Annotated in this window: 13 protein-coding genes and 1 pseudogene; 7 read left to right on the forward strand and 7 right to left on the reverse strand. The window is 45.3% G+C overall.

The window, feature by feature from the left end; translation table 11 throughout:
- Positions 1 to 89: 89 nt before the first annotated feature.
- The 5 genes from ACWJAO_RS07810 to ACWJAO_RS07830 are packed head-to-tail and all read left to right on the forward strand — an operon-like array spanning position 90 to position 4698.
- Positions 90 to 734: an ExbD/TolR family protein gene (locus ACWJAO_RS07810; RefSeq protein ID WP_449139834.1), complete on the forward strand. Its 645-nt coding sequence runs from the start codon at positions 90 to 92 to the stop codon at positions 732 to 734.
- Positions 735 to 1382 carry an ExbD/TolR family protein gene (locus ACWJAO_RS07815; RefSeq protein WP_449139835.1) on the forward strand — a complete coding sequence of 216 codons (648 nt, stop codon included), beginning with the start codon at positions 735 to 737 and terminating at the stop codon, positions 1380 to 1382.
- 31 nt (positions 1383 to 1413) lie between these two features.
- Positions 1414 to 2262, forward strand: coding sequence for a TonB family protein (locus ACWJAO_RS07820; protein WP_449139836.1), 849 nt, complete (start codon positions 1414 to 1416; stop codon positions 2260 to 2262).
- Positions 2263 to 2266: 4 nt separating this feature from the next.
- A complete protein-coding gene (locus tag ACWJAO_RS07825; protein WP_449139837.1) occupies positions 2267 to 3232 on the forward strand; it encodes a PstS family phosphate ABC transporter substrate-binding protein in 966 nt (321 codons plus the stop codon).
- A 41-nt stretch (positions 3233 to 3273) separates the two neighbouring features.
- Positions 3274 to 4698, forward strand: a complete 1425-nt coding sequence (locus ACWJAO_RS07830; protein WP_449139838.1) for a tetratricopeptide repeat protein — start codon at positions 3274 to 3276, stop codon at positions 4696 to 4698.
- A 107-nt stretch (positions 4699 to 4805) separates the two neighbouring features.
- Here ACWJAO_RS07830 and ltrA read toward each other — a convergent pair.
- Positions 4806 to 6204 (reverse strand): annotated as a pseudogene (gene ltrA, locus ACWJAO_RS07835) (group II intron reverse transcriptase/maturase).
- A gap of 1407 nt (positions 6205 to 7611) precedes the next feature.
- Between ltrA and ACWJAO_RS07840 the strand changes: the two are divergent.
- Positions 7612 to 8916, forward strand: a complete 1305-nt coding sequence (locus tag ACWJAO_RS07840) for a toxin-antitoxin system YwqK family antitoxin (RefSeq protein WP_449139839.1) — start codon at positions 7612 to 7614, stop codon at positions 8914 to 8916.
- A 501-nt stretch (positions 8917 to 9417) separates the two neighbouring features.
- Here ACWJAO_RS07840 and ACWJAO_RS07845 read toward each other — a convergent pair.
- Positions 9418 to 9585, reverse strand: a complete 168-nt coding sequence (locus tag ACWJAO_RS07845; protein ID WP_006849139.1) for a 4Fe-4S binding protein — start codon at positions 9583 to 9585, stop codon at positions 9418 to 9420.
- Positions 9586 to 9808: 223 nt separating this feature from the next.
- Between ACWJAO_RS07845 and porT the strand changes: the two genes are divergently transcribed.
- A complete protein-coding gene (porT, locus tag ACWJAO_RS07850; RefSeq protein WP_449139840.1) occupies positions 9809 to 10555 on the forward strand; it encodes a type IX secretion/gliding motility protein PorT/SprT in 747 nt (248 codons plus the stop codon).
- Between the two features lie 81 nt (positions 10556 to 10636).
- Here the strand turns inward: porT and ACWJAO_RS07855 are convergent, their stop codons facing one another.
- The 5 genes from ACWJAO_RS07855 to ACWJAO_RS07875 form a co-directional block, all read right to left on the reverse strand.
- Complete coding sequence (locus ACWJAO_RS07855; protein WP_449139841.1) at positions 10637 to 12775, reverse strand: family 43 glycosylhydrolase; 2139 nt, start codon at positions 12773 to 12775, stop codon at positions 10637 to 10639.
- Positions 12776 to 12893: 118 nt separating this feature from the next.
- On the reverse strand, positions 12894 to 15317 hold the full coding sequence (locus ACWJAO_RS07860) for a glycoside hydrolase family 95 protein (RefSeq protein ID WP_449139842.1): 2424 nt from the start codon (positions 15315 to 15317) through the stop codon (positions 12894 to 12896).
- Positions 15318 to 15400: 83 nt separating this feature from the next.
- Entirely contained in the window at positions 15401 to 18055 is a 2655-nt protein-coding gene (locus ACWJAO_RS07865) for a glycosyl hydrolase 115 family protein (protein WP_449139843.1), read from the reverse strand.
- A 26-nt stretch (positions 18056 to 18081) separates the two neighbouring features.
- Positions 18082 to 21018: a family 43 glycosylhydrolase gene (locus ACWJAO_RS07870; RefSeq protein ID WP_449139844.1), complete on the reverse strand. Its 2937-nt coding sequence runs from the start codon at positions 21016 to 21018 to the stop codon at positions 18082 to 18084.
- Between the two features lie 159 nt (positions 21019 to 21177).
- A complete protein-coding gene (locus ACWJAO_RS07875; RefSeq protein ID WP_449139845.1) occupies positions 21178 to 23676 on the reverse strand; it encodes a glycosyl hydrolase 115 family protein in 2499 nt (832 codons plus the stop codon).
- Between the last annotated feature and the right edge of the window lie 60 nt (positions 23677 to 23736).

Consider the following 23736-nt stretch of genomic DNA (forward strand, 5'->3'; position numbering starts at 1 on the left):
ACGAGGTAGGTTACTCAATTGCTCAGACATACGAAGCTAACCACGCAGAAGAGGCTTAATTTTTGCTAACCCTTTAAAATTTTATCGCTATGGGTAAAGTAAAAATTAAGAAGAGTGACGTCTGGATTGACATGACGCCTATGTCAGACGTTATGACCCTGCTGCTTACCTTCTTCATGCTCACCTCTACTTTCGTAAAGAATGAGCCTGTAAAGGTAAACACACCAGGATCTGTGTCTGAGATTAAGGTGCCAGAAAACGGCGTCTTGACCATCTTGGTTAGTCCTGAAAAGGACAAGGCTGGTAATCCTACCGGCGAGGGCCAAGTATTTATGAGTATTGATAATACTGATCAGTTGGGAGCTACACTGAGCACAATGACAGGAGCATTCGGTGTGTCATTGAACCCAAAACAGATTGAGACATTCAAGAGCGAAGGTACGTTCGGCGTACCTATGGGCGACTTGAGTACTTATCTGACAATGAACGCTTCTAAGCGTCCACAGTATCTCCAGACTAAAGGTATTCCTCTCGACAGTATTAAGGGCGGTATGAGCGAGTTCCAGCAGTGGGTTGACGCAGCTCGTAACGTAAACGAAGACATCAAGATTGCCCTGAAGGCAGATGCTTCTACACCTTACAAGACCGTTAAGAGAGTGATGAACGAACTCCAGGACATGGACGAGAGTCATTACTATATGATTACACAGTTAAAACAACAGGGGGACGAATAAATGGCAAAGAAAGAAAGCAAACAAAAGAAAATGAATGTCCGCGTAGACTTTACGCCTATGGTGGATATGCTCATGCTGCTTATCACGTTCTTCATGCTGTGTACATCTTTGAGCAAACCTCAGACTATGGAGCTGACTATGCCAAGTAATGATGAGAATACTCAAGAAGATCAGAAGAACGAAGCTAAGGCTTCTGAAACTGTGACACTCTACGTAACAGCAGACAACAAGATTTATTATGGTGCTGGTATTCCTAAGTACGATGACCCTACATGGATCAAGGAGACTACATGGGGAAGCCAGGGTATCCGTAAGGTCTTGAGAGAGCACGCTACAGAAAACGGTACACGTCCTGTAGAGAGAATCTCACTTGCTGTAAAGGAGTTGAACATGGATCGTCAGAAGAATCCTAAGCAGTATCCTGATAGCATCTATCAGAAGAAGTTGAGCGATTTGAAGGCTGGTAACTTGAAGGACGGAAAGATTCCTACTCTTACTATCGTCATCAAGCCTACAGATAATGCTTCATATAAAAATATGGTTGATGCACTCGATGAAATGCAGATTTTGAACATTGGTACGTATGTCATCGATAAGATTAACGGAGACGACGAGAAGCTTCTCAAGTCTAGAAACGTTAAGATGTAAGATGTGTACTAACAATTAAAACAAGAAAGAAATGGCAAAAATTGATCTTTACGATCCTAAATGGGTCGATATGGTTTTCGCCGGAAAGAACAAGGAGTATGGTGCATACCAGCTCCGTAAGGGTACTTCTGGCCGAAACATTAAGGCTCTGCTTATCTTGGTCATTGCTGCAGCTCTCGTGGGTGGTTTTTTAGCTTGGAAGGTTATTGAACAGAAACAGGCTGAAGAGCAGCAAGCATATATGGAAGCTATGGAGTTGGCTAGACTCCAGCAGCAGGCTAAGAAAGAAGAAAAGAAGAAGGAGCCAGTGAAGCCTAAGGTTGAAATGAAAAAGGAGATTCCTGTGGCTCGCGAAACTCAGAAGTTTACCGCACCTGTCATTAAGAAGGATGAACTCGTAAAAGAGGAAAACCAGGTTAAGCAGATGGATAAACTGGATGACAAAGTTGCAGTCGGTACTGAAAACAAGGAAGGTGTGAAGGACCGTACAGTTGAAGCTGTAAGAAATGATATTGCAGTTGCAGCTCCACCTCCACCACCAGCACCAAAACCTGAGGTTGCTACTAAGGTCTTCGACGTTGTAGAGGAGATGCCTTCATTCCCTGGTGGACAAGGCGCCCTGATGTCTTACCTTGCAAGCAACATCAAGTATCCTGTCGTTGCACAGGAGAATGGTGTACAGGGTCGTGTTATCGTATCATTCGTGGTAGAGCGTGATGGTTCTATCTCTGATGTTAAGGTAGCTCGTTCCGTAGACCCTTCACTTGACCGTGAAGCACAGCGTGTCGTTAAGAGCATGCCTAAGTGGAAACCAGGTAAGCAAAACGGTTCTGCTGTACGTGTTAAGTATACTGTACCAGTTGTATTTAGATTGCAGTAATAGAATGAAAAGAACATCTTATATTTTTTTAGGTATAGGATTAACAGTACTATCAATGGCTTTCTTCTCGGCATGTGGCGAGAAGAAAGCCAAAGATGGTAGAACTGATACTCCTACTTCAGGCACAATTGAATTTGTGGCTGACGAGAGTTTGAGTCCTATCATTGACGAAGAAAGAAGTCAGTTTGAGTATGAGTTCCCAAAAGCTAAACTCAAACCGAAGTATACAGATGAAGTCACCGGACTTCAGATGATTAAAGATTTCAAAACAGCACTCTTGTTCACTACACGTAATTTGAAAGATAGTGAAATAGCCTACTTGAAGTCTAAAAGCAATGTAATTCCTTCTGTTTTCCCTATCGGTTACGATGGATTGGCATTTATTGTAAACAAGCAAAACAATGATACTTGTATTACGGTAAAAGATATCAAACGTATCCTCACAGGTAAGGCAACAAAATGGAGTGATATTGTGAAAGGTTCTAAGAGAGGTGACATCGAAGTCATTTTCGACAATACCCGCTCTGCAACAACCAATTACGTAGTAGACTCTGTGCTGCACGGAGCTAAAATGGGTGCAAAAATCATGGCCGCAAAAACCAGCAAAGAGGTTATCGACTATGTGGATCAGAACCCTGGCTCAATCGGTGTAATTGGATCTAACTGGCTCAACGACCGCCGTGATTCAACCAACACTACATTTAAGAAGAATATTCATGTCATGCGAGTATCCATCAAAGATGTGGCAAAACCATATAACAGTTGGCAACCATATCAGGCATACTTGCTGGATGGAAGATATCCGTTCGTCAGAACATTATATGCTATTGTAGTTGACCCTCACAGGGCATTGCCTTGGAGTTTCGCAAACTACATTTCAGGTCCAAGAGGACAGCTCATCCTATTCAAGACCGGATTACTTCCATACAGAGGTGACATCACTATAAAGACCGTTAATGTAAAACGCTAAAGAAAACGCTAAGAAAGAGACGCATATAAAAAAGTAGAATTATGAAAGCAATTAAATATTTAGTAGCAGGTTTGCTCGTCATGGGTTTGGCAGCACCTGCAATGGCACAGGATGTCAACTATAAGGACATGCTGAAGCCTATAGAGACTACATTGAAGGCTGGTAACGCTGATCCTAAGGCTTTTGCCAAGGAAATCAAGGAATACCAGAAGGAGTTTAAAAAGGATCCTAAGGCATTGGTTGCTTTGGGTAACCTTCTTGCAATGAACAAGAACTATGATCAGGCTAATGCTGTTGCTGATGCTGTCATAGCTAAGTTCAAGAACTATGGTGACGCTTACATTCTGAAAGGCGACATCAATGCAATGCAAGACAATGGTGGCGAGGCTGCTACCTGGTATGGTCAGTGTATGACTATGGATCCTAAGAATCCTCAGGGATACATCAGCTATTCTAACGTTTACCGTAAGATTGACCCACAAGGTAGTGCTGAAGCTCTGGAAAAATTGAGAGCAATTAATCCTGATTATCCTATCGAGGCAGAAGCTGCAGAAGGTTTTTATACAGCAGGAAAGTATGAGAAGGCTTATGAATTCTTCAAGAAGGCACCGCTCAAGACTTTGAATATGTATAGATTCTATGAATATGCAGTAACAACTTACGGATTAGGCAAAAAAGACGAGACTCTTCAACTTTGCCAAGAAGGTATGAAGCAATACCCTACTTCTGCTAGTTTGTTGGTATTTGCCATGAGATCAGCCGTAGATTTGCAAAAATATGAGGAAGGTTTGCAGTTTGCAAATCAAGTAATGAATACCGATTCTATCAAGAAGAATGCTAGTATCGTTGCTTATTATGGTTTGGCTTTGGCTGGCAACAAGCAGTATAATGAGGCTATTGCTCAGTACCAGAAGGCATTGGAGATGAAGGCAGACGATCCTAAGCCATTGCAGTATATCTCTGAGGCTTACAAGGAATTGGGCAATGAAGACAAGGCTTTGGAGTACAACCAGCAGTACATGGATAAGAATCCAAATGCAGCTCCTACAGACTTCATGAAGCTTGCTGAAATCTATGTAAACAAGGCTAAGAAAGATCCAGCTAAGAAGGTAGAGAACATCGATAAGGCTATCGGCGTATACGCTAAGTTGGCAGAGAAGTATCCTACATTGAAGCCATTCGCTAAGCTTCAGGAGGGTAACACAGCTTTCCAGAACGAGTTGGACGACAAGGCTATTGCTGCTTATACAGAAGTAATCAATGAATTGGAAGCTAAGCAGCAGTGTGATGAGGATGAGCTCAGCTACCTGAAGACATCTTACCAGTATATGGGCTTCATCTATACCTACGACAAGCAGGACTTCGACACAGCTAAGCCATACTGGGATAAGCTTCTGAAGCTTGATCCACAGAACAAGTTGGCTAACGATGCTTACGAGAAGGCTGGTCTCAAGCCAGGTGAATAAGCATAACATTAACTAATCGAGTAGGAGGAAAACGAAGTAGTTTTTCTCCTACTTTCGTTTTCCGACCTCTCACACCACCGTACGTGCGGTTCCGCATACGGCGGTTCCTATTTTGGGTGCCATTCGATGTATGAACCCATCAATGTAGCATAGCCTGCCATGCTCAACTTTTCGTTGGTTATAGCACGGCTTAGTATATAACTGCCAGCTATGCGCCAATAACCCAAACGACTATTACCCCACATGTAAGCTTGGTATTTGTCAATACCACACTTTACCAAGTTGGCAACTCTCGTTTTCACCCTCTTCCACGACTTCCATATACACATACGTAGCCGTCGCCTTAACCACTCGTCCGTTTCTATGAGAAAACGTTTCATGTTGGCAAGGTGATAGTAACCTACCCAACCCTTTATGTACTCTTCAAGTTTTTGCTTCCTCTTGGCATATCCCCAACCATTGCTTCGGGAAGTCAACTCTTTAAGTCGGGCTTTCATCTTGGCTTTGGCTTTTGCATGCACAGTGAGTTGGCATTTGCCTTTCATTACATAAAAGGAGTAACCAAGGTATTTCACACCTTGCACATAAGACACAACTGTCTTATCCCTGTTCACCTTCAGATGAAGTTTTCCTTCGATGAATCGGGTTATGGATTCCTTCACGCGCTTGGCTGCACGCTTGGACTTACAAAATATCATCGAGTCATCGGCATAGCGGACAAAAGGGAGACCTCGGCTTGTGAGTTCCTTGTCCAACTCGTTGAGCATGATATTGCTCAAAAGCGGACTTAGCGGTCCTCCTTGGGGAGTGCCTTCCTCACTTGCCTCGAACATTCCTTTGTTCATCACACCACTGCGGAGATATTTGTGGATAAGGCTTATCACCCTACCATCCTTTATCGTGCGGCTGAGGATTTCTATGAGTTTACTGTGGCTTACTGTGTCGAAAAAACGCTCCAAGTCGAGGTCAACCACATAGATGTAGCCTTCATCGATAATTTTCTGAGCACCTCTCAGGGCATCCTCTTCTCGGACGGAAGCCGTAGCTTCTTGGAGAGAATTGACGCTCATAGATGGGGGTTAGGGTTTGGTTGATGGCTTGTTGAACCAGACGGTCTATGACCGTGGGGATGCCCAACAGGCGCATCTTGCCATTGTCTTTGGGTATCTCTACCCTTTTAACTGGGTTCGGACGGTATGAACCGTCAAGCAAGGAACGGATTAGGACATCCTTGTTAGCCAAGAGCCAAGGGAGCATTTGCTCACATGACATCTTGTCGATACCGCTACAGCCCTTGTTACGATGCACTGCTTTGTAGACTTTGCGCAAGTTATCAGGACTGATGATGCGCTCCAATAGGTGTTCCTTGTCGAATGGTACTTCCACGATATTGTCTTCACATATCCACATGAAGGTCTGCGCTCCCACATATCCTTCGGATTCCGTCCTATCTTTCTGTGGGCAGCCCTTGACTTCTGCCAATGTTTTCTGCATTCTTCCCTTCATAAGGTACGTTTCTATTACTATCGTTTAATCTATAGGTTCAGCCCTTCATGGAACGTTATCGAGAATTCCACTACTATGGCTTCTGCTGACTTCTCACGGCAAGCTTTACTCCATGACTTTCGTAAAAGCAACTAATCCTCATGTCCGTGAGACCTCCTCGGATAAGGGCTTATTCTTTCCATCTTATACCCACTTCATTTACACCGACCATTCCGAATAGCTATAGGACTTTAATTTGTTCGGCAATCTCATCCATGGTCAAATGCCTTATATGGAGTTTCTGTACGTTAGGTCAGATGTTTGCCGCCAGCTTCTTTCAGATTCCACCTCGCAGTGGACACCCTTGCTATTGGCTATACAATTCCCGCTATTAGGGCTTGTTAGGGACTTGCACCCATTAGATAAGCTCATGCCGAGCATACTAAGAATAAGGGTCGACCAAGTCAGGTCGGCTTTTTTTTTCTCATACGCCAAATTCTTCAATTGACAAGTAATTTATACCAGCAGCACCGAAATTGCATTTGTCAAACATTCAGGCTGTCCAAAAGATGTTTTGTTTCTACAATTCTCGTTTATTAATTCTATATGCAGCTTTTCGTGCTGCTTGTAAATATACTTGCGATTATACCAACTACCACCTCAATTCGGAATCAAGTATGTTTTATGAAAGATTAGGGTGAACATACAAGAGTAGAATTTTTGAGCAATCATCTACAGGTATGGGATGGTCAAAAAGATTCAAAGTTCATAAGACTATGAAATGTTAGAAAAGACTTAACTATTTGGTGACCAGGATAACATATCCAGTAAGGAGTTTAAGCTTATTTTCAAAAAAAGGAATAGATTCATTATGAAATTAGCTACCAAAAAGATACTAATAATTATTGACTGCACAAACTTTTTAGTAAGAATAATCATGCAAAAGTAGATTTCTTTGACATATATATACTTAATAATGTTAAATTGTACCGCAAAATCACATTTTATCAACACAAAAAAACAGATACTGAGGTTAAATTATTATCTTTGCATCACCTATATACCCATACCGAAAACCTCCAAGGGCAGAGGTTGGGGCAGACAGAAAAATGGTAAAAGCGTTTTTGTACGCTTCGGTTTTGACGTGTAGGAATCTGGCAGTTCACAACACAAGTTGTCAAAAACAAAGCAACGCAGATCGCCACATGAAGTGGTGTATTATATACTATCCTCATTGTCTTCGGCTGATTTAATCGCTCGCTGCAAGGGTTATTCTATATACTTACACTGGCGTGAGGCTTACGGCGTTGTTCGTTTCGACAAATTAGACGATGACAGAGCCTCTACGAACGAGTGACAGAATTGGCTCCACGCTTTTTCCGTATGTATAACTCTTTTATACCCGCGCTGTAGGAGCACAGCCCAAAAATGAAGATAGAAATGAAAATGTGTATCGTATTTTCTATTTGCTTATTCGGTGCAAGTTCTCTATTTGCGCAATCTAAGCAAGACACTCTTTTCTATGACAAGAATTGGAAAGGAGTTGAGTCTAAATCATTCGCCTCTTATTATCGCATCCTTAGCGGAAATACAGATTTTAATTTTGGCAAGCGATTTCGTGATTATTATGTTACGGGAGAACTGCAATCTGAAGGTGGCTACATTAGTATAGACAAATATGACGATTCAAAATCTGTAATGGATGGAGAATGGACGAATTATTATAAGTCTGGAAAAATCGAACAGAAAGGCTATAGACACAATGGAATTGCAGAAGGAGAATATACTGCGTATTATGAAAATGGCCTCATAAAGCTCCATTGCACGATGAAAAATGGAAAGCCTAATGGCATACTTACCCAATTTGATGAAAAGGGTGACATGTGTTCGCAAACCGAAATGTTAGATGGTAATCCTCGTTATGATTACTATATTCTTTCAAACAAAGATGGATTTGGTGGTAAATTCCGTATAAGTGACAATACCCCTATATGGGAATCACCTTCTCAATATGAGAAGAAGACAGAATACAAGGATGGAGCAGCATGGCCATACTATATAAAGAATGGCTTGATGGTAGCCATGACCAACACACAAGTTAAAGATTACGGGAAATGGTATCAAATATCAATAGTTGTATCTAACAACTCTATTGTTCCCATCGATTTTGACCCAGCTAAGATAACTTCAACTCTCAAAAAGACAAATGGTCAAGAGGTTGCATTAGAGGTGTATTCTGCGGATAAATACATGCGAAAAGTAAGAAGAACCCAAAATTGGAATATGGCGTTTGCTGGCATTGCTGAAGGATTAGCTGCTGCAGGTGCAGGCTATTCAAGTTCCACGACACAAACAAACTCTTCTTATAACGGCTATTTAAATTCATATGGCAACGCTTATGCTTATGGCTCTGGAGGGTATGCCTATGGTAGTTACAATGGGAATAGCTCATACCATGGTAATTCTTCTACTACCTCTCACACTGTAACATATGATGGAGCGGTAGCATACCAAGCACAAGTTATAGCAAGCAATCGCATGGCTAACTATGAGAATGCTCTTTTACAAGAAAGAGAAATTAAACAAGAAGGTTATTTAAAAAGAACCACAATATATCCAGGGCAAGCCATATCTGGATACATCAACATAAAACGCAGTAAAGGTGATACCATGGATGTTATTATAGACATCAATGGAGCTAAATATGTATTTCCTTGGAATATTGCTAAATAAACAGGCAACTAATCGACCAACGCTAAGCCTGACGTGCAGAGGTCATAAACTCAATTACAAGTATGAAAATAAGTGAATTTTTCAGAAAGTAGCTTGAGCCAGAGAAGTGGGCTCAAGCTGCTAAAAAATTGTGGTTGGTATCACAATTAGTAACAAGTTTACTATCCTTGAATAGAGATGCTATGCAGTACTATTAGCAACCGAACATTGCAAACGAGATAAATCTCAACTGCAGTCTCTTAGGTGCATACGAAGACGTAAAGGAAACATATTCGTATAACCGAAAGTAGGCACTTGATTAACCTTCTCAAGAAAGACTGACTGTAGAGGAAACATTTCTGTTCGGAGAAAAAGGGGTTCGAGTCCCCTTGTCAGTCCAATCGATAATGAAAAGTACTTGCTCTATTAGACAATAGAGTTGGATAGGTAATAAGAAAAGAGCGATTCCCAAGGGAACCGCTCTCAATGTTTTATGTAACTAAAAGTATCTATCCTTAAAGATTAAGGAAGACTGATTGCCTCGTTAGGGCAAACATCAGCACAAGTACCACACTCTGTGCAGAGGTCTGGGTTGATTGAATACTTCTCGCCCTCAGAGATTGCACCTGATGGACACTCATCAATACATGTACCGCAAGCGATACAATCGTCACCAATTACGTATGCCATAATTATTAATGTTTAAATGTTTATAATGTTTTTGTATAATATGCTTTTAATTTGTCTTGTCTGATAACTACAGGTACATTACCTAATAATTATGGTGCAAAGATAATAATTATTTTCGGAATACCTACAATTAGGTATGAGAATTTTCACGTTTTTACTTAATTTATACATAATCGAAATAAAACTGAAAGCAATATGATGAAGAATATTCCGTTATAAATATATGAAACAGAAACTATTGACATTCATCATAAGCCTTGCCATCGCTATCCAGGCAAGTGCACAGGAAAGAACGGTAGAAAACCGCCCTTATACCGACTTGCGCCCTTTCCACTTCGGTGTATTGGTAGGCACCCATTTCCAGGACATAGAATTTCAGAATGCAGGAACGGTTACTTATCTGGACGCTGACGGCATTGAGCAGCAAGGTTGCGTAACAGTAGATCAGGATAGATGGGATCCCGGATTTACAGTAGGTGTATTAGGAGAATTCCGCCTCAACACCCACTTCCAGCTACGCATAGCACCAGCCATGTATTTCGGTACCCGACATCTCACCTTCTACAACATGCTGGAAAAAGATGGAGCCGGAAATCCAATCCAACAGAAACAGGAGATGAAGACAGCTTACATTTCAAGTGCTTTCGACCTGATATTTGCTGCACAGAGATTCAATAATCACCGCCCATACATCATGGCAGGAATCAACCCGATGATGAATCTGAACAGCAAAAACGAAGATTATATCAAACTGAAGAAAACAGATCTGTTCCTAGAGTTGGGATTGGGATGCGATTTCTATCTGCCATTCTTCAAACTCCGCCCAGAACTGAAGTTCATGTATGGAATAACAGATACATACGATAAGAATCACATCAAAAACATAAAGGACAAGAGTTCGCTGCCATATACACTATCTGCCAAGTCAGCACATAGCAAGATGATAGCACTCACATTCTATTTCGAATAATCAAACTATATCACATAAGATAAAGAGGCAGACTCCCCATTGCGAGAGTCTGCCTCTTCAAATTTATAAGAACAGATTACTTTACTCAACCTCTTCCCATGTAAAAACACATCCGTTCTTCATACCAGCGTCAGCGCCTTGGAAATCTGCAGAATAAGGACTTCCATCCACAGGATTCTTACCCACATAACGCTGAGTCTTCAGAGAAAGCAGCATGCAACGGTTATAAAGCATATCCTGCCATACAAACTCCTCTGCCTTGGAAGAGTCGGAAGTCAGGCGAACATCGCCAGATAAACCAGCACCAGCAATATAAACATATCGTCCGTCAGCCGTCTTCAAAGCAATCTTTCCCTTACCTCTATCCTCCACAACAAACTTCACCTGATTTCTCATGTCCTTTCGGTTACCGGAACTATGCATCAATCCATGTCCGGTAGCATCCATCAAACTGCCATCAGCGAGGCTGAAGAATCTCACAGTCTTTCCGATAGGCAGATTGGCGGTTCTGTCAGCCATCGGCTCTTCTACCTTAAAATCATCGAAATCAGCCACACCGCCATTTACTTTCTTCTTATTGAAAGCATAAAGTGCTACACGTACACCCTGGAAGGTCTTCAACTGATAAGGCGAAAGTATCTGCTCGCCAATATTCTCCCAGTTCTTGCCATCTAGAGAAAAAGAATATTGCAACTGGCTCTTGTCGTAGTCACCCCAAAGGCGCAACCATACAATCTTGCTTTTAGCCAATGGCTTCAGCACTTCCCTATTGGTATTCTGGTCGTAGCATCTCAAGCTTAACCCCTTCTCGTCCTTTACTACACCCAGCGAAGCATAAGGCGTATTGATGGCACCCAAACCAGCCTCATCACCTGCCTTTAAGCGGGATGCATCTAATTTAACAGAAGTATAAGAAATAGGTCCGATGGCACGCTGCGTCAATGTATTCTTTGCCCAAAGCAGTTGCTTTGCAGGCATGGAATGCAATCTTAGCCATCCCTTTCGCTCCTTATTCAGCGACCACATTTTGTCATTCGGATTATGATTCCACTGCCAAACAGGCTTGAAAGTCTTGCCTGAGAAATCATCACATCTTTCGTATGGCGCCTGAGGCGTCTTCACCGCTTCATTCGGTTTGAACCAGGTGCGAGGCGAACGTCCCAGATTCTTCTCCAATCCGAAGTAAGGCCAGCCGTCAACCCATGTGATAGGCGACAGGCACACCGTTCTTCCTACAGCATTGAAGTCCTGCATCGAAACGCCCCACCATTTCCCGTCAGGAGCCTGCACGATGCCACCCTGATGAATGGTAGCACAGACCAGGTTCACACCATTAGGTTTGTTGTTCTGGAATTTGAAGCCATCTTCAGGCAAAGGCCGACCGATGCCCATGTTACCTACGCTCCATCCAGCAGCATAACCATACGATTCTCTTTCGCTGATTACGCAGGTTTCGTAAGGTCCCCAGATGCTCTTGCTTCGGGCACACTGCATACGGCCCATCGGTGAGTAATCGGCAGAGAGGATGTAGTACATGCCATTGATTTTATATACATGATGTCCCTCACCCATCGCATTGCCTTCCGGAATCACTACCTTGCTACTGCCCTCTACCGGACCGCTCAAATCGGGTTTCAACTCCGTAACGGTTACGTTACCATACTTATGCACGGCATAAATCTTGCCATCTTCATCGAAAAGCACAGAGAGGTCGTAGATGTCGCCATTAATCTTGTGATGCGTCCAAGGCCCCTTGGCACTGTCCGAGATATAAACCTGCAATCCATGTCCGTTGATATTGGAGAAGATATAGAACTTGCCGTTATGATATCGGATGGCAGGCGCCCAGATACCCTGTCCGTACGCCTCCTTGCCATTGCGGAGATTGAAATCATCAGAATCATCGAATCGGTCGAAACAGTAGGAAGAGAATTCCCAGTTAACCAAATCCTTAGAATGGAGGACCACTAGTCCTGGCACACTGTGCATCGTGGTACCCGCCAGATAGTAATCCTCCCCCACTCTAATAATATCAGGGTCAGAAAACTCATCGTAAAACAAAGGATTGGTAAAGGTACCATTCCCGTTATCTGCCGACCAAGACTTGCCAGTCAAAGTCTGCATCTGCACTTTCTTCGCTGCAGATTGCTTCTGTGCCGCTGCTCCCAAAGAGCCGCTCAAAAGAGCTATACAACAAGTTGCAAATAAAACTTTCTTCATTCTCATTGATAGGTCTAAAAGATTATTATAAAAAATGTTGCCACAAAAGTACGGATAATTATCCAACCAGAGGTGGACAAAATGATACTTTTATGGCAACAAATGTATTTTCAGGGCATTATTTGATCAGATAAGTCTTTCCCGGTTCTGTTTCCAAGTCATATTCATATACGTCAGGAATAGGTGCCTTCACTCCTTCTGCAATCCGATGCTGCTCCATCACAGGTTTTACTACAGCTGGTGCAAACAGGGCATTCGGGCACTCACCTTCTGCCTTCTTCAGATTCTTCGCCTTCAACGGTACATATGAGCGGAGACGCAGGACGCCTCCAATGGTAGAGCGAATCTTCGCCTGCTTCAGTTTTCCATCCTTCCAGTCCATGTCTACCACAAAACCGCCACGGGCACGTAATCCTTTTACGCTTCCCTCTTTCCAGGCATCAGGCAAGGCAGGCAACAGATGCACGGCTCCATCATGACTCTGCAGGAGCATCTCAGCGATACCGGCTGTTACTCCGAAGTTGCCGTCAATCTGGAATGGCGGATGGGCATCGAAGAGATTCGGATAGGTTCTGCCATCAGGATACTCCTTTGCCTGCGCATCAGATGGCAACAGACGAAGCATATTGCTGATGATTCTGAATGCATGATTGCCATCGAGCATGCGTGCCCAGAAGTTCGTCTTCCAACCCAGACTCCAGCCCGTAGCCTGGTCGCCACGATGCTTCAGGGTGGTGGCTGCAGCACGGAAAAGTTCCGGATGAGAGAAAGGAGAAATCTGATTGGATGGATACAATCCGTAGAGATGCGAGATATGGCGATGCTCGTTCTTCGGATCATCCGCATCCACAAGCCACTCCTGCAACTGTCCGTACTTTCCTATCTGCATCGGTGGAATCTGCGAAATCAGCTGCTGCATCTCCTTGCGTCCAGCCTCATCAACACCTAATATTTCTGAAGCCTTCACAGCATTGGTCAAGGCATCAAAGGCTATCTGGTTATCCATCGTGCAACCAGCCGTTACGGCAGTTCTCTTACCCATAGGTCCCTGTTCCGGACTCACCGACGGCACGGTTACCTTCCATTCGGTGCCTGGCAGTTTCTGCATATAGTCGAGATAGAACTCTGCAGCCCCTTTTATCACCGGATACCACTGCTTGAGGAAAGTCTTGTCGCCCGTATAGAGATAATGCTGCCAGAGATGGGTGGTGAGCCAGGCACCACCATTCGGAAACATACCCCACTGCGCACCATCCACCGGACCTGCTATGCGCCAGATATCGGTGTTATGATGAGCCATCCAGCCACGGCAGCCATACATTTTCCTAGCCGTCTGTGCTCCCGTTACGCTCAAATCCTTAATGAGCGAATACAGAGGCTCCGTGGTGTTACCGAGATTCGTTACCTCGGCAGGCCAGTAGTTCATCTCCGTATTGATGTTGATGGTATATTTGCTGTCCCAAGGCGCATTTCTGCTGTCATTCCAAACACCCTGCAGGTTTGCCGCCTGTCCGCCAGGCTGGGAAGAGGAAATGAGCAGATAGCGACCATAGTTATACATCAGCGCTACCATCGCCATATCCTTGCTGCCCGCAAATTTCTCCAGGCGCTGGTTGGTAGGCAACGAAGCATTGGCATCGGTTGGCAGAACCAAGGAAGATGTAGCAAACTGCTTCTGGTAAGCCTCCACATGGCGTTTCTCCAACTGTGCGTAGCTCATCAGTTTCACCTTATTTATATAGTCGGCATTGCGCTGGGCAGCATTGCCCGATACATCGTGATAGTTCACAAAGTTGGTAGCAGCGCTCACGATGATGGTTGCCTCGGTGCCATCCGTCCTTACATCCGCCACACATTCTGCAGCAAGAGCCGCCTTGATGCCTTCCTGGTCTTGTCCCTTCACCTTCAGCACTACACCATTCGCAGTCTTCTGAGTCTGATGTTCAAAAGGCGAATCCAGGGTAACATCGATACTCAAAGCACCCTTTCTACTCGCCGTGATGTGGCAAACGATGACGCCATCAGCCAGCGAAGCAAAGGTGGTACGGGTATATCTTACGCCATCCATCACGAAAGAAGTCGTGGCAATCGCCCTCTTCAAGTCCAGGTCGCGCACAAACTGCTCAGCCTTTCCCTGATTCTTCATTCTGATGTGCAGATTTGCCATCGGCAGGAATCTCATGCCATGAGGACCTGGGATGAAGGTCTGGTTGATGAGAGCAGCAGCCTCCTCTTCCCTGCCATTGAAGATGAGTTCCCTCACCTTTGGCAGATTCTCCAGGGATTTCTTACTAATGTTGTTATGGGGACCGCCACTCCAGAAAGTCTCCTCATTCAACTGGATATTCTCGTCGGTGGTTCCACCATACACCATACCTCCCAGATGAGAGTTTCCGATAGGCAGAGCCTCCAGCCACTGCTGGGCTGGGGCGTTATACCAAAGTCGGGTACTATTATCACTCTTTACCGCCTTTGCAGCAGAAGCAGGCATAAGAGTTCCCAGCATCAGAGCAGCAATAAAACATTGTCTTTTTACATTCATTATTTCTGTTTTTAGAAGATTGTATCTTAAAAGTTGGGGACAAATATACAAAAAATATATCTGTCCCCGAAAGAAAATCTGTTTTATTTTTCCAATCTGTAAGAAGTTTCCGGCATTCCAAGACGTGATGGTACATAACCTCCTCCACAATCCACCTCAATTTTCTCGAATACGATGCCCGGCTGCAAAGGTCTAAGCAGCAAAGAATGCATCTTTCCCTTATTCTTATCCAGACGAAGACGAACCTTGTTTTGAATCACTCGTGCAGCAGCAGTAGGATACATCAAGTCATATTTATGCTCCCAGTTCAGGTTTTGGTTGAGATGGACAACCACCTCTTCACCTCCATCCAAACTGAGTGCCACCTGATGTCCACCTTTCAGGAAAGGCATCACGGCAGCTACCGTGAGATAGACATTCACGGAATCGGTCAGTGTATTCAGGTTCATCCGATATTTCAGCCAGGCATTTTCCACCGAAGCCGTATAAGGGAACAGAGCAATGCCCGACAGAGAACGGCCCAATCCCGGGATGATTTTCCAGGAAGCATCTGATGCATTCCGGCATTCACCCACATGCTGAGCCTCGATAGACACCACTCCGCCTTTTTCCATAAAGACGAATCCTGTGGTAAGAGGCTTATCCTGCTGGTCATTCTCCTGAATGCGATATACCTTCGGCATCACGTTGTGTCTTGGCGCATGCCACTCTGTGTAACCTATATGCACCTGGTCCATCATGTGGTTCCACTTGCCCGCAGCTATCTCCTGGTTATAGTGCCTACAGAGCATAGAATCTCTTACGAAACACTTCTCCACATCATCAGCCCAGCGATTCGCCTCCTCGTCGCCCTCGGCAAAGAGTTTCCTGTTCATTGCCAGCGAGTAATACATATCATAGAGATTAGCCATGCCCTGAATCGGGAAAAGCACCAGTTCCTGATAAGCATCCTTCTGATCCTTATCCAGCAAAGCTTCTATCCGAAGCGCCTTCGCTTCCAAGGCTAGGAACTCATCCCTCACAGCCTTGAACTCGCCCGACTGGAGATTGTAAGTCTTGTCATCAAGCATCTCGGCATTAATACGCGAAGCATAACGGCCGTAGAGAAGCAGAAGATCGGCTATATCCTCTGCATGCTGCTCACCAAACTGCGATGCCGAGAATCGCTCGGCATACTTTCTAAGATGATAGGCATTAAACTGATCAGGGTTCCATGCCATATCCATGAAGAAGTCGATGGCAAACTCATGCGGCTTGATATCCCCCACATTGAGCATCCAGAGCTTATCCACCCCATACTGATAGGTAGCCTGCAACTGCTCCCACATTTCAGAAATAGTCGACATCGTGAGCCACTTGCTTGCCCTTGGCGCACCATAATAGCCCACATGATAATACATGCCGTAGCCACCTTTATGCTTCTCCTTACCCAGGTAAGGAAGGCGTCTCACATGACCGAAATTATCATCGCAAAGCATCACGATTACATCATCCGGCACCTTCAAGCCCTGGTCATAGTAATCAAGCACCTCGCTATAGAGAGTCCACACCTGAGGAGTCTCAGAAGCAGGTTTACCGGTAGCCTTGGCTATCATCTGTCGCTGTGCAGCGATAATTTCCTCCATCTGTCGGAAGTTAGCCTCCCTGCTACCCGCATCAGTCATCGGACGGTCTTCGTCTCCACGCATACCAATCGTTACGAGATTCTCATAGTTCTTGGTATTCTCTATTCCTTCCGAGAAGAAACGGGAGATAGCCTTCCGGTTGGTCTGCCAGTTCCAGTCGGCATTGCCATAGTTTTTCTTATGTCTGATCCATTCCTGCTGCGAACGCATCATCGGTTCGTGATGAGAAGTACCCATAATGATGCCATATTCATTTGCCAGACGAGGATTTTCGGGGTCATCCTCATTGAAGCAGTTGCCCTCGTACATCCCGTTCTCATCTTTCAGGATAGGAATCAGCGGCTTGTACTCCTTGAAGGAGCCCCACATAGCAGGCCAGAGACAGTTGGCCTTGAGGCGCAGCAGGAGTTCGAAGACATGCGCATACATCTTGCTGTTCATACCCCCGAACATATCCCGAGCCCAGGAAGTCATGCAGGGGAACTCATCGTTGATAAAGATACCACGATATTTCACCTTTGGTTCGCCCAACTCCACGTTGCACTTCTCCACAAACACCTCGTTATGCTTAACCACAGGCACATCTGCCCACCAATACCATGGCGAAACGCCCATCTGTCGGGAGAGTTCATAGATGCCATAGATGGTGCCTCGCATATCCGAACCAGCAATCACCAAAGCCTTGTCCACTCCCTTCATCGGATGTTCCAGGGTCTTGACCACGTAGCTCTCCCATTTTCCCTTCAAGGCTTTCTCGTTGAGCAAGCCCCGTTTAGCCAGACGGGTAACCACATCTCCCTTACCATACGTACCGATGATGACGGGATAACGCACCGGCCATTCGCCGTCGCAACAGACTCTAGGCGATTTGCCCGTTACCTTGTAGATATCAGAGCGCAGATCTTCTGCAGCACGCTTCACGCCCTGAGGCTCAGCAGCATCAAGATAAATCTCAGAAGTAATCCCGGAAGAAACCACAGGAAAAGCTCCCTGAGTCTGCTCAAAAGCAACAAATGGCTGATGGGCAGAAACAAAAGAATCATTGGCAGCCTTTACGGTTGCCAATGATGATATGAAAATAAATACTACCAATAATAACCTACAATATCTCATATTTATTTTTTTATACTAAAATCATTCTACTGTTTTTGATACTCAAAGCTATCCACATCCACATATCCGCCAGCAGCCTTTGTGGCATAATTATAGATGGCGATACGGGTACCCATGAAGAGACGGCGATAATCATACTGCATCTTGAAATCCTTGATGGCAGGAATCCAGGTCTTTCCATCTATACTATATAATAAGGTGGCGAGATCCTGATGAAGACGGAAATCGCAACTCATCTTCAGATAGATGATGCTTGATTTCGTTGCCTTATCCTGCTTCAGATTCAAAGGCTGGCGATACACCTCCTCACGCTTCACACCGGTCACCGCCTTCTCCTTATCCGTCAGAGCCACACTCTCCTTGGTACCTACCACAAAGAGCTTCTTGCCTTCCTTTACGATAGAAAGCAGTGCTGCATCACCCTGGAAGGCTGACAGACCAGCCACATCGCCATCCTTCATCTTGCTCACATCCATCTTGATGATTCCCTTGCAGGTTGGTCCCTCGGTACGGGTACTGATGGTATTGGGAGCCAGGAAGATATTAGGAACGATACGGGATGTTTTCAGGCGGAGCCAGCCCTTGCGCTCTGTGAGTGACCAGGCATTATCCACAGGATTATGGTTCCACTGCCACTGCAATTCCAGCTTATCTTTAGAGAAGTCGTCGCTATACACGAGTCCCTTGCCGTCATAACCCAGCACCGGCTTCTGCATCTGGGCAGGAATATTGCCCTTTTCATCGGTCAGTATAGGCCATCCATCCTTCCAGGTACATGGCTCCAGCGTGAGCACTCTGCCCACTCCACCACGGTCTTGGAATACGATGCCATACCAGTTACCATCCTTATCATCTACAATCGTACCTTGTCCCACACCGTTGAATCCGGCAAACTCTGTCTCCAGAATCACCTTCTTTTCGTAAGGACCCGTCATCTTATCAGCACGATAGCACACTTCACGGCGCGGATGTCCCTTGGTCCATGAAATCATCAGGAGATAATACTTGCCATTATGCTTAATCATACGGGAACCTTCTAGCAAGCCAGTTTCATCCGCATCACGCTCAAAGAGTTTGCGATGGCTGCCCGGCACCACATCTGTCAAGTCTGCATTCAGCTGCACCATCTCTCCCGTGCCATAAACCACGTATGCCTTGTCGTCATCATCGAAGAAGAGAGCGGCATCATGGAAATGCTGCAAACGGCTGTGGATGGTCCATTTACCCTCGATATCATCGGCGGTGCAGATATAAGTCTCTCCACCAGGATTATCGTTCGGAGCAAAGAGCGCATAGAACTTGCCACGATGATACTGCAAGGATGTAGCCCACTGACCACGACCATACACCGTACCCTCCTTCATGTCATACTTAGGCGAATCGGTAAGTTTAGGGAAGATATAGTTCACGGTTTCCCAGTTCACCAGATCCTTCGATTTCATGATAGGCGCACCCGGCATCAGATGCATGGTGGTGCTTACCATATAGAAGCTGTCACCCACACGGATTACATCCACATCAGGCACATCAGCCCAAACCACAGGATTGGCGAATTTCTTCTCAAACTTCCACCAGTCGAAATTGAAGAGTTTGCTTCCCTTCAATCCCTTGAACACGAAGTATATATCATGCTTTCCTGTCACTTTCTTTAGCATTTGTGCCGAGAAAGTCTTCCACTTTTCCCAGCCACCGGTCTTGGTAACATCAAGTTTAGCTATCAGTTCGCCATCTTCCTTATCGAGATGAACCTCCAGCGAACCTCCAAGCGAAGAGCACGCCGCTGAAATGGCAAATGCATCCGGACTCTCATTTCCAAAATCCACCTCACGTACCTTGATATAATCACCTGTATGAATTTCTGAGATATAAACACCCGTATCATCGGTCTGCTCCGACTTCACTCCCTTAGAGAAAGCGATGGTTTCAGCCTCCTGACGCTTGTAAGGATTGAGGGTTGCGATAGGAGCCACTCCTTCCTGAGTATGGTGGATAATTGGGAATGTGCCGTCGGCATTATATTTGAATTCTTCCACAGCCACACTGCGTCCGAATCCGCCACCCAGTTTACCCGTATGATAGAAGAAATAAGACTTGCCCTTGAAGTCGGTAACACCGCAATGGTTAGTAAAGGAACCCGTATCTTCCAATGGCATGATTTCGCCCATATACTTCCATGGTCCGAAAGGCTTCTTGCTCATGGAATAAGCAATGTGCTCAGGCACTCCACCTGCTGCATAAAGCATATAATAGTTCTTGCCACGCTTCATGAACCAAGGTCCCTCTGTGTAGCAATCTTTATATTTTCGGGTAGAATCGCGCTTCTCCACGTCAGGCGAACCGAATCCCTCCTCAGTCATCACGATTCTGCCCACTTCACGCTTTTCATCAACAGCTGCCTTAGCATCTATACCACCCTTGAAGCTGATCATATCTTTATTCAGTTTGGCATAGTAAAGATGCGGATTACCCCAATAGAGATAAGCCTGACCATCCTCGTCCATCCAGACGGTAGGGTCGATATTGTCCCAACTTCCATTATCGAAAAGCGGTTTTCCCAGCGCATCCTTGAACGGACCGGTAGGAGAATCAGCCACAGCTACGCCGATAGCCATTCCGCCCGTCAGTTTAGAGTGCGCACAGATATACCAGTAATACTTACCATTTCTTTCGATGGTTTGTGCCGCCCATGCACGGTCGTCAGCCCAAGAAAAAGAACTCAGGTCGAGTGGTGAACCATGGTCGGTCCAGTTTACCATATCAGTTGTGGAATACACGCGCCATTCGTTCATCCAAAAGAAATCTGCCTTGTCTTCATCATGACCAGCATAGACATAAAGCCGGTCACCGACAGGAAGAGGAGCTGGGTCTGAAGTCAACTGTGTTTGCACGATAGGATTCTGCGCATTCATCGTTGCGCTCATACTCATGCACAAAGCCGAAGCAATCAAAAACTTATTGTTCATTGTTTGTCCAAAATTATTAGTTACTATTTTTGAGCGCAAAGGTAGCAATAAAACAGACATTTTACTTTGCTGTATGTTACAAATACTTTAGCAAAACAACCATGGTGTAAGAAAAAAACGGTGCATTTCAAAAGAAACACACCGTTTTTACATCTTTACCTAAAAGTTTTGCCCGAAATAGCTGTATCTGTTGTTGTCTGGATTGATAACCACCTGCTCCAAGACAATCTCAGGGTCTATCATCACGATACGAAGCGTATGCTTACCAGCCTTGACTGCAGATGATGATGTAGCTGCCAACCAACGCTGGTTGTCAAAGATTTCATCTCTTCGCAACTGCTTCTTCCCTTTCCACCAACCATTCAAAACCAGTTTAGGCTGCTCAGGCAATGGTTTCAACACCTTGGACACAGCGAGGTTCTGAGGAGTGTACTCGGCAAAGGTATCCACAAATCCTGCGCGAGCATCCACAATCTGCAAGGGCTGGTCGTCTATCTGCACTCCGATGCGAAGACCACGAGCTGGATAGACATCCTGGGTTGGCAGAATGCCGAGGGCGATGGAAAGCTGCTGCATATCAGAAGAAAGTTCGAAATCGTATTCTAGCGATGCCCCCTTGCCATCCGGCTCACTTGCTACCATCACATGGTCGATGCCCATGCATCCCTTACCTCTGCCCAAGTCTGGCAAGAATATCCACTTGGCATTCTTGCCTTCCTTGATTCGGCAGTACTGATAGGCAGGAATGCCAATCTCCGTGGTGGAAACAGGTACATTTAACGGATGCTCCACCTTCATACCCAAAGTCATCGGGTTGCGATTCTTGTCTGGAATTGACCATTTAGTATAACCGATGTGATTATCCATCATCATGCCTTTCCACTTGCCTCCTGCCAACACATTATTATAATAGTCGTTCAACTGCTGGTCTTTCTTCATCAACACCTCCACACCGAGGCTGTCACCCATGGTGGCATGATTGTATATTTCTGCCACACCAACACTTGCCACCACTGGATAATAAACCAACTGGTAGAAAGCATCCTGCTTCTCCTTAGGCATCTGCTTGCGCAACAGCTCTGCCCTTTCCACCAACGACTGCCAACGCTGTGACATCACCAGCATCTCATGCTCATTAAACAAGCCTGGCACCTGAGCCTCAGGCTTGCGCAGAAGATTATACTTGCTGTATTTGGCTATCAAGTCGGCTGTTTCCTTGGCATATTTCTCTCCGAAGATGCTTTGAGAGAATCGTTCCAACCATGGCAGTTCATCTCCTGGTTTCACCGCATCTGGGTTCCATGCATAGTCCATGATGAAGTCGATAGGCACCTCCTTCGGCTTCAAGTCGCCCACGTTGATGATCCAGATGCGGTCGATGCCGCTGGCGTATGCCTCATGCAGCTGCTCACGGAGTTTCGGGATGGTTGTGGTGTTCACCCAACGGTCGTTCCATGGACCACCATTCATGTCGATGTGATAATACAAGCCCAGTCCACCCTTGCGCTTGCGTTCTGCGGCGGTACCCTTACGGCGGATATAGCCCCAGTTGTTGTCGCAGAAGAGCAGGGTTACATCATCAGGTACGTTGAAACCTGCATCATAGTATCGCTGCACCTCGGTAAAGATAGCCCAGAGCTGCGGCACAGAGCTTGCCGGCTTGCCATAGCAATCCTTGATGATGCGACGCTGTGCTTCAATCACTTTTCCTAATGTCTTGATGTTGTCCTCGTCCTTGCCGTTGCCCATCGCCACATCGCCATCACCTCGCATACCAATGGTAATGATGTTCTCATACTTGCTGTTGCGCTTCAAGCCATCAGAGAAGAACTTCTCGATGCGCTCAGGGTTCTGTGCATAATCCCATGGACCCACCTCAGCCTTGCGACGCACATACTCCTTATGTGCTCGCATCATCGGCTCATGGTGGGAGGTACCCATCACGATGCCCATGTCATCTGCCAACTGTGGTGATTTGGGGTCATCCTCATTAAAGGCAGTAGCCCACATGGCAGGCCAGAAATAGTTGGCTTTCAAGCGGAGCAATAGTTCGAAGATATGGCTATAAGCCTTGGAATTGATGCCCCCAAACTGGTTGCCGCACCATCCACCAAAAGATGGCCACTCGTCATTGATAAAGATGCCACGGTATTTCACCTTGGGTTCTCCATCGGTATAAGTGCCAGGAAGGATATACAATTGGTCATGATGCTGGATAGGCGCATCAGCCATCCAATACCAAGGCGACACACCTATCTGGCGAGACAACTCATAGATACCATAGATGGTGCCACGCTTATCGGAGCCTAGAATGACAAGTTGCCCCTTATCGGTAAAGATGAGATACTGTTCCCACTTTCCCTTCAGCAGCTTGCAATGCTTGGGATATTTCTTGGCAAGTTCGCTCTTGCCTACAGTGGCCACCAAGATGGGAGCGCATTCGCTGCCCGTTACCTGACGCAGATCATTGCGCAAGTTTGCAACAGCCATCTTCACTCCCTTCCAATCGGAAGAAGAGTAGCGGATGGAATCCTTCGTACCCGTCAGGCGAAGGGCCTTATCTGCTAAAGTTACATCAAACTTCACAAACTGTTTGGCTGCATCAGCTGTAGAGATGATGCCTAGCAGCACAAATACTAATAAGAGATACTTCTTCATAAGAAAATAAGAAAGATTTTATTATTCATTGATTTTTTCTGCAAAGGTAGACAAAAAAAA

Source organism: Segatella sp. (assembly GCF_977051555.1).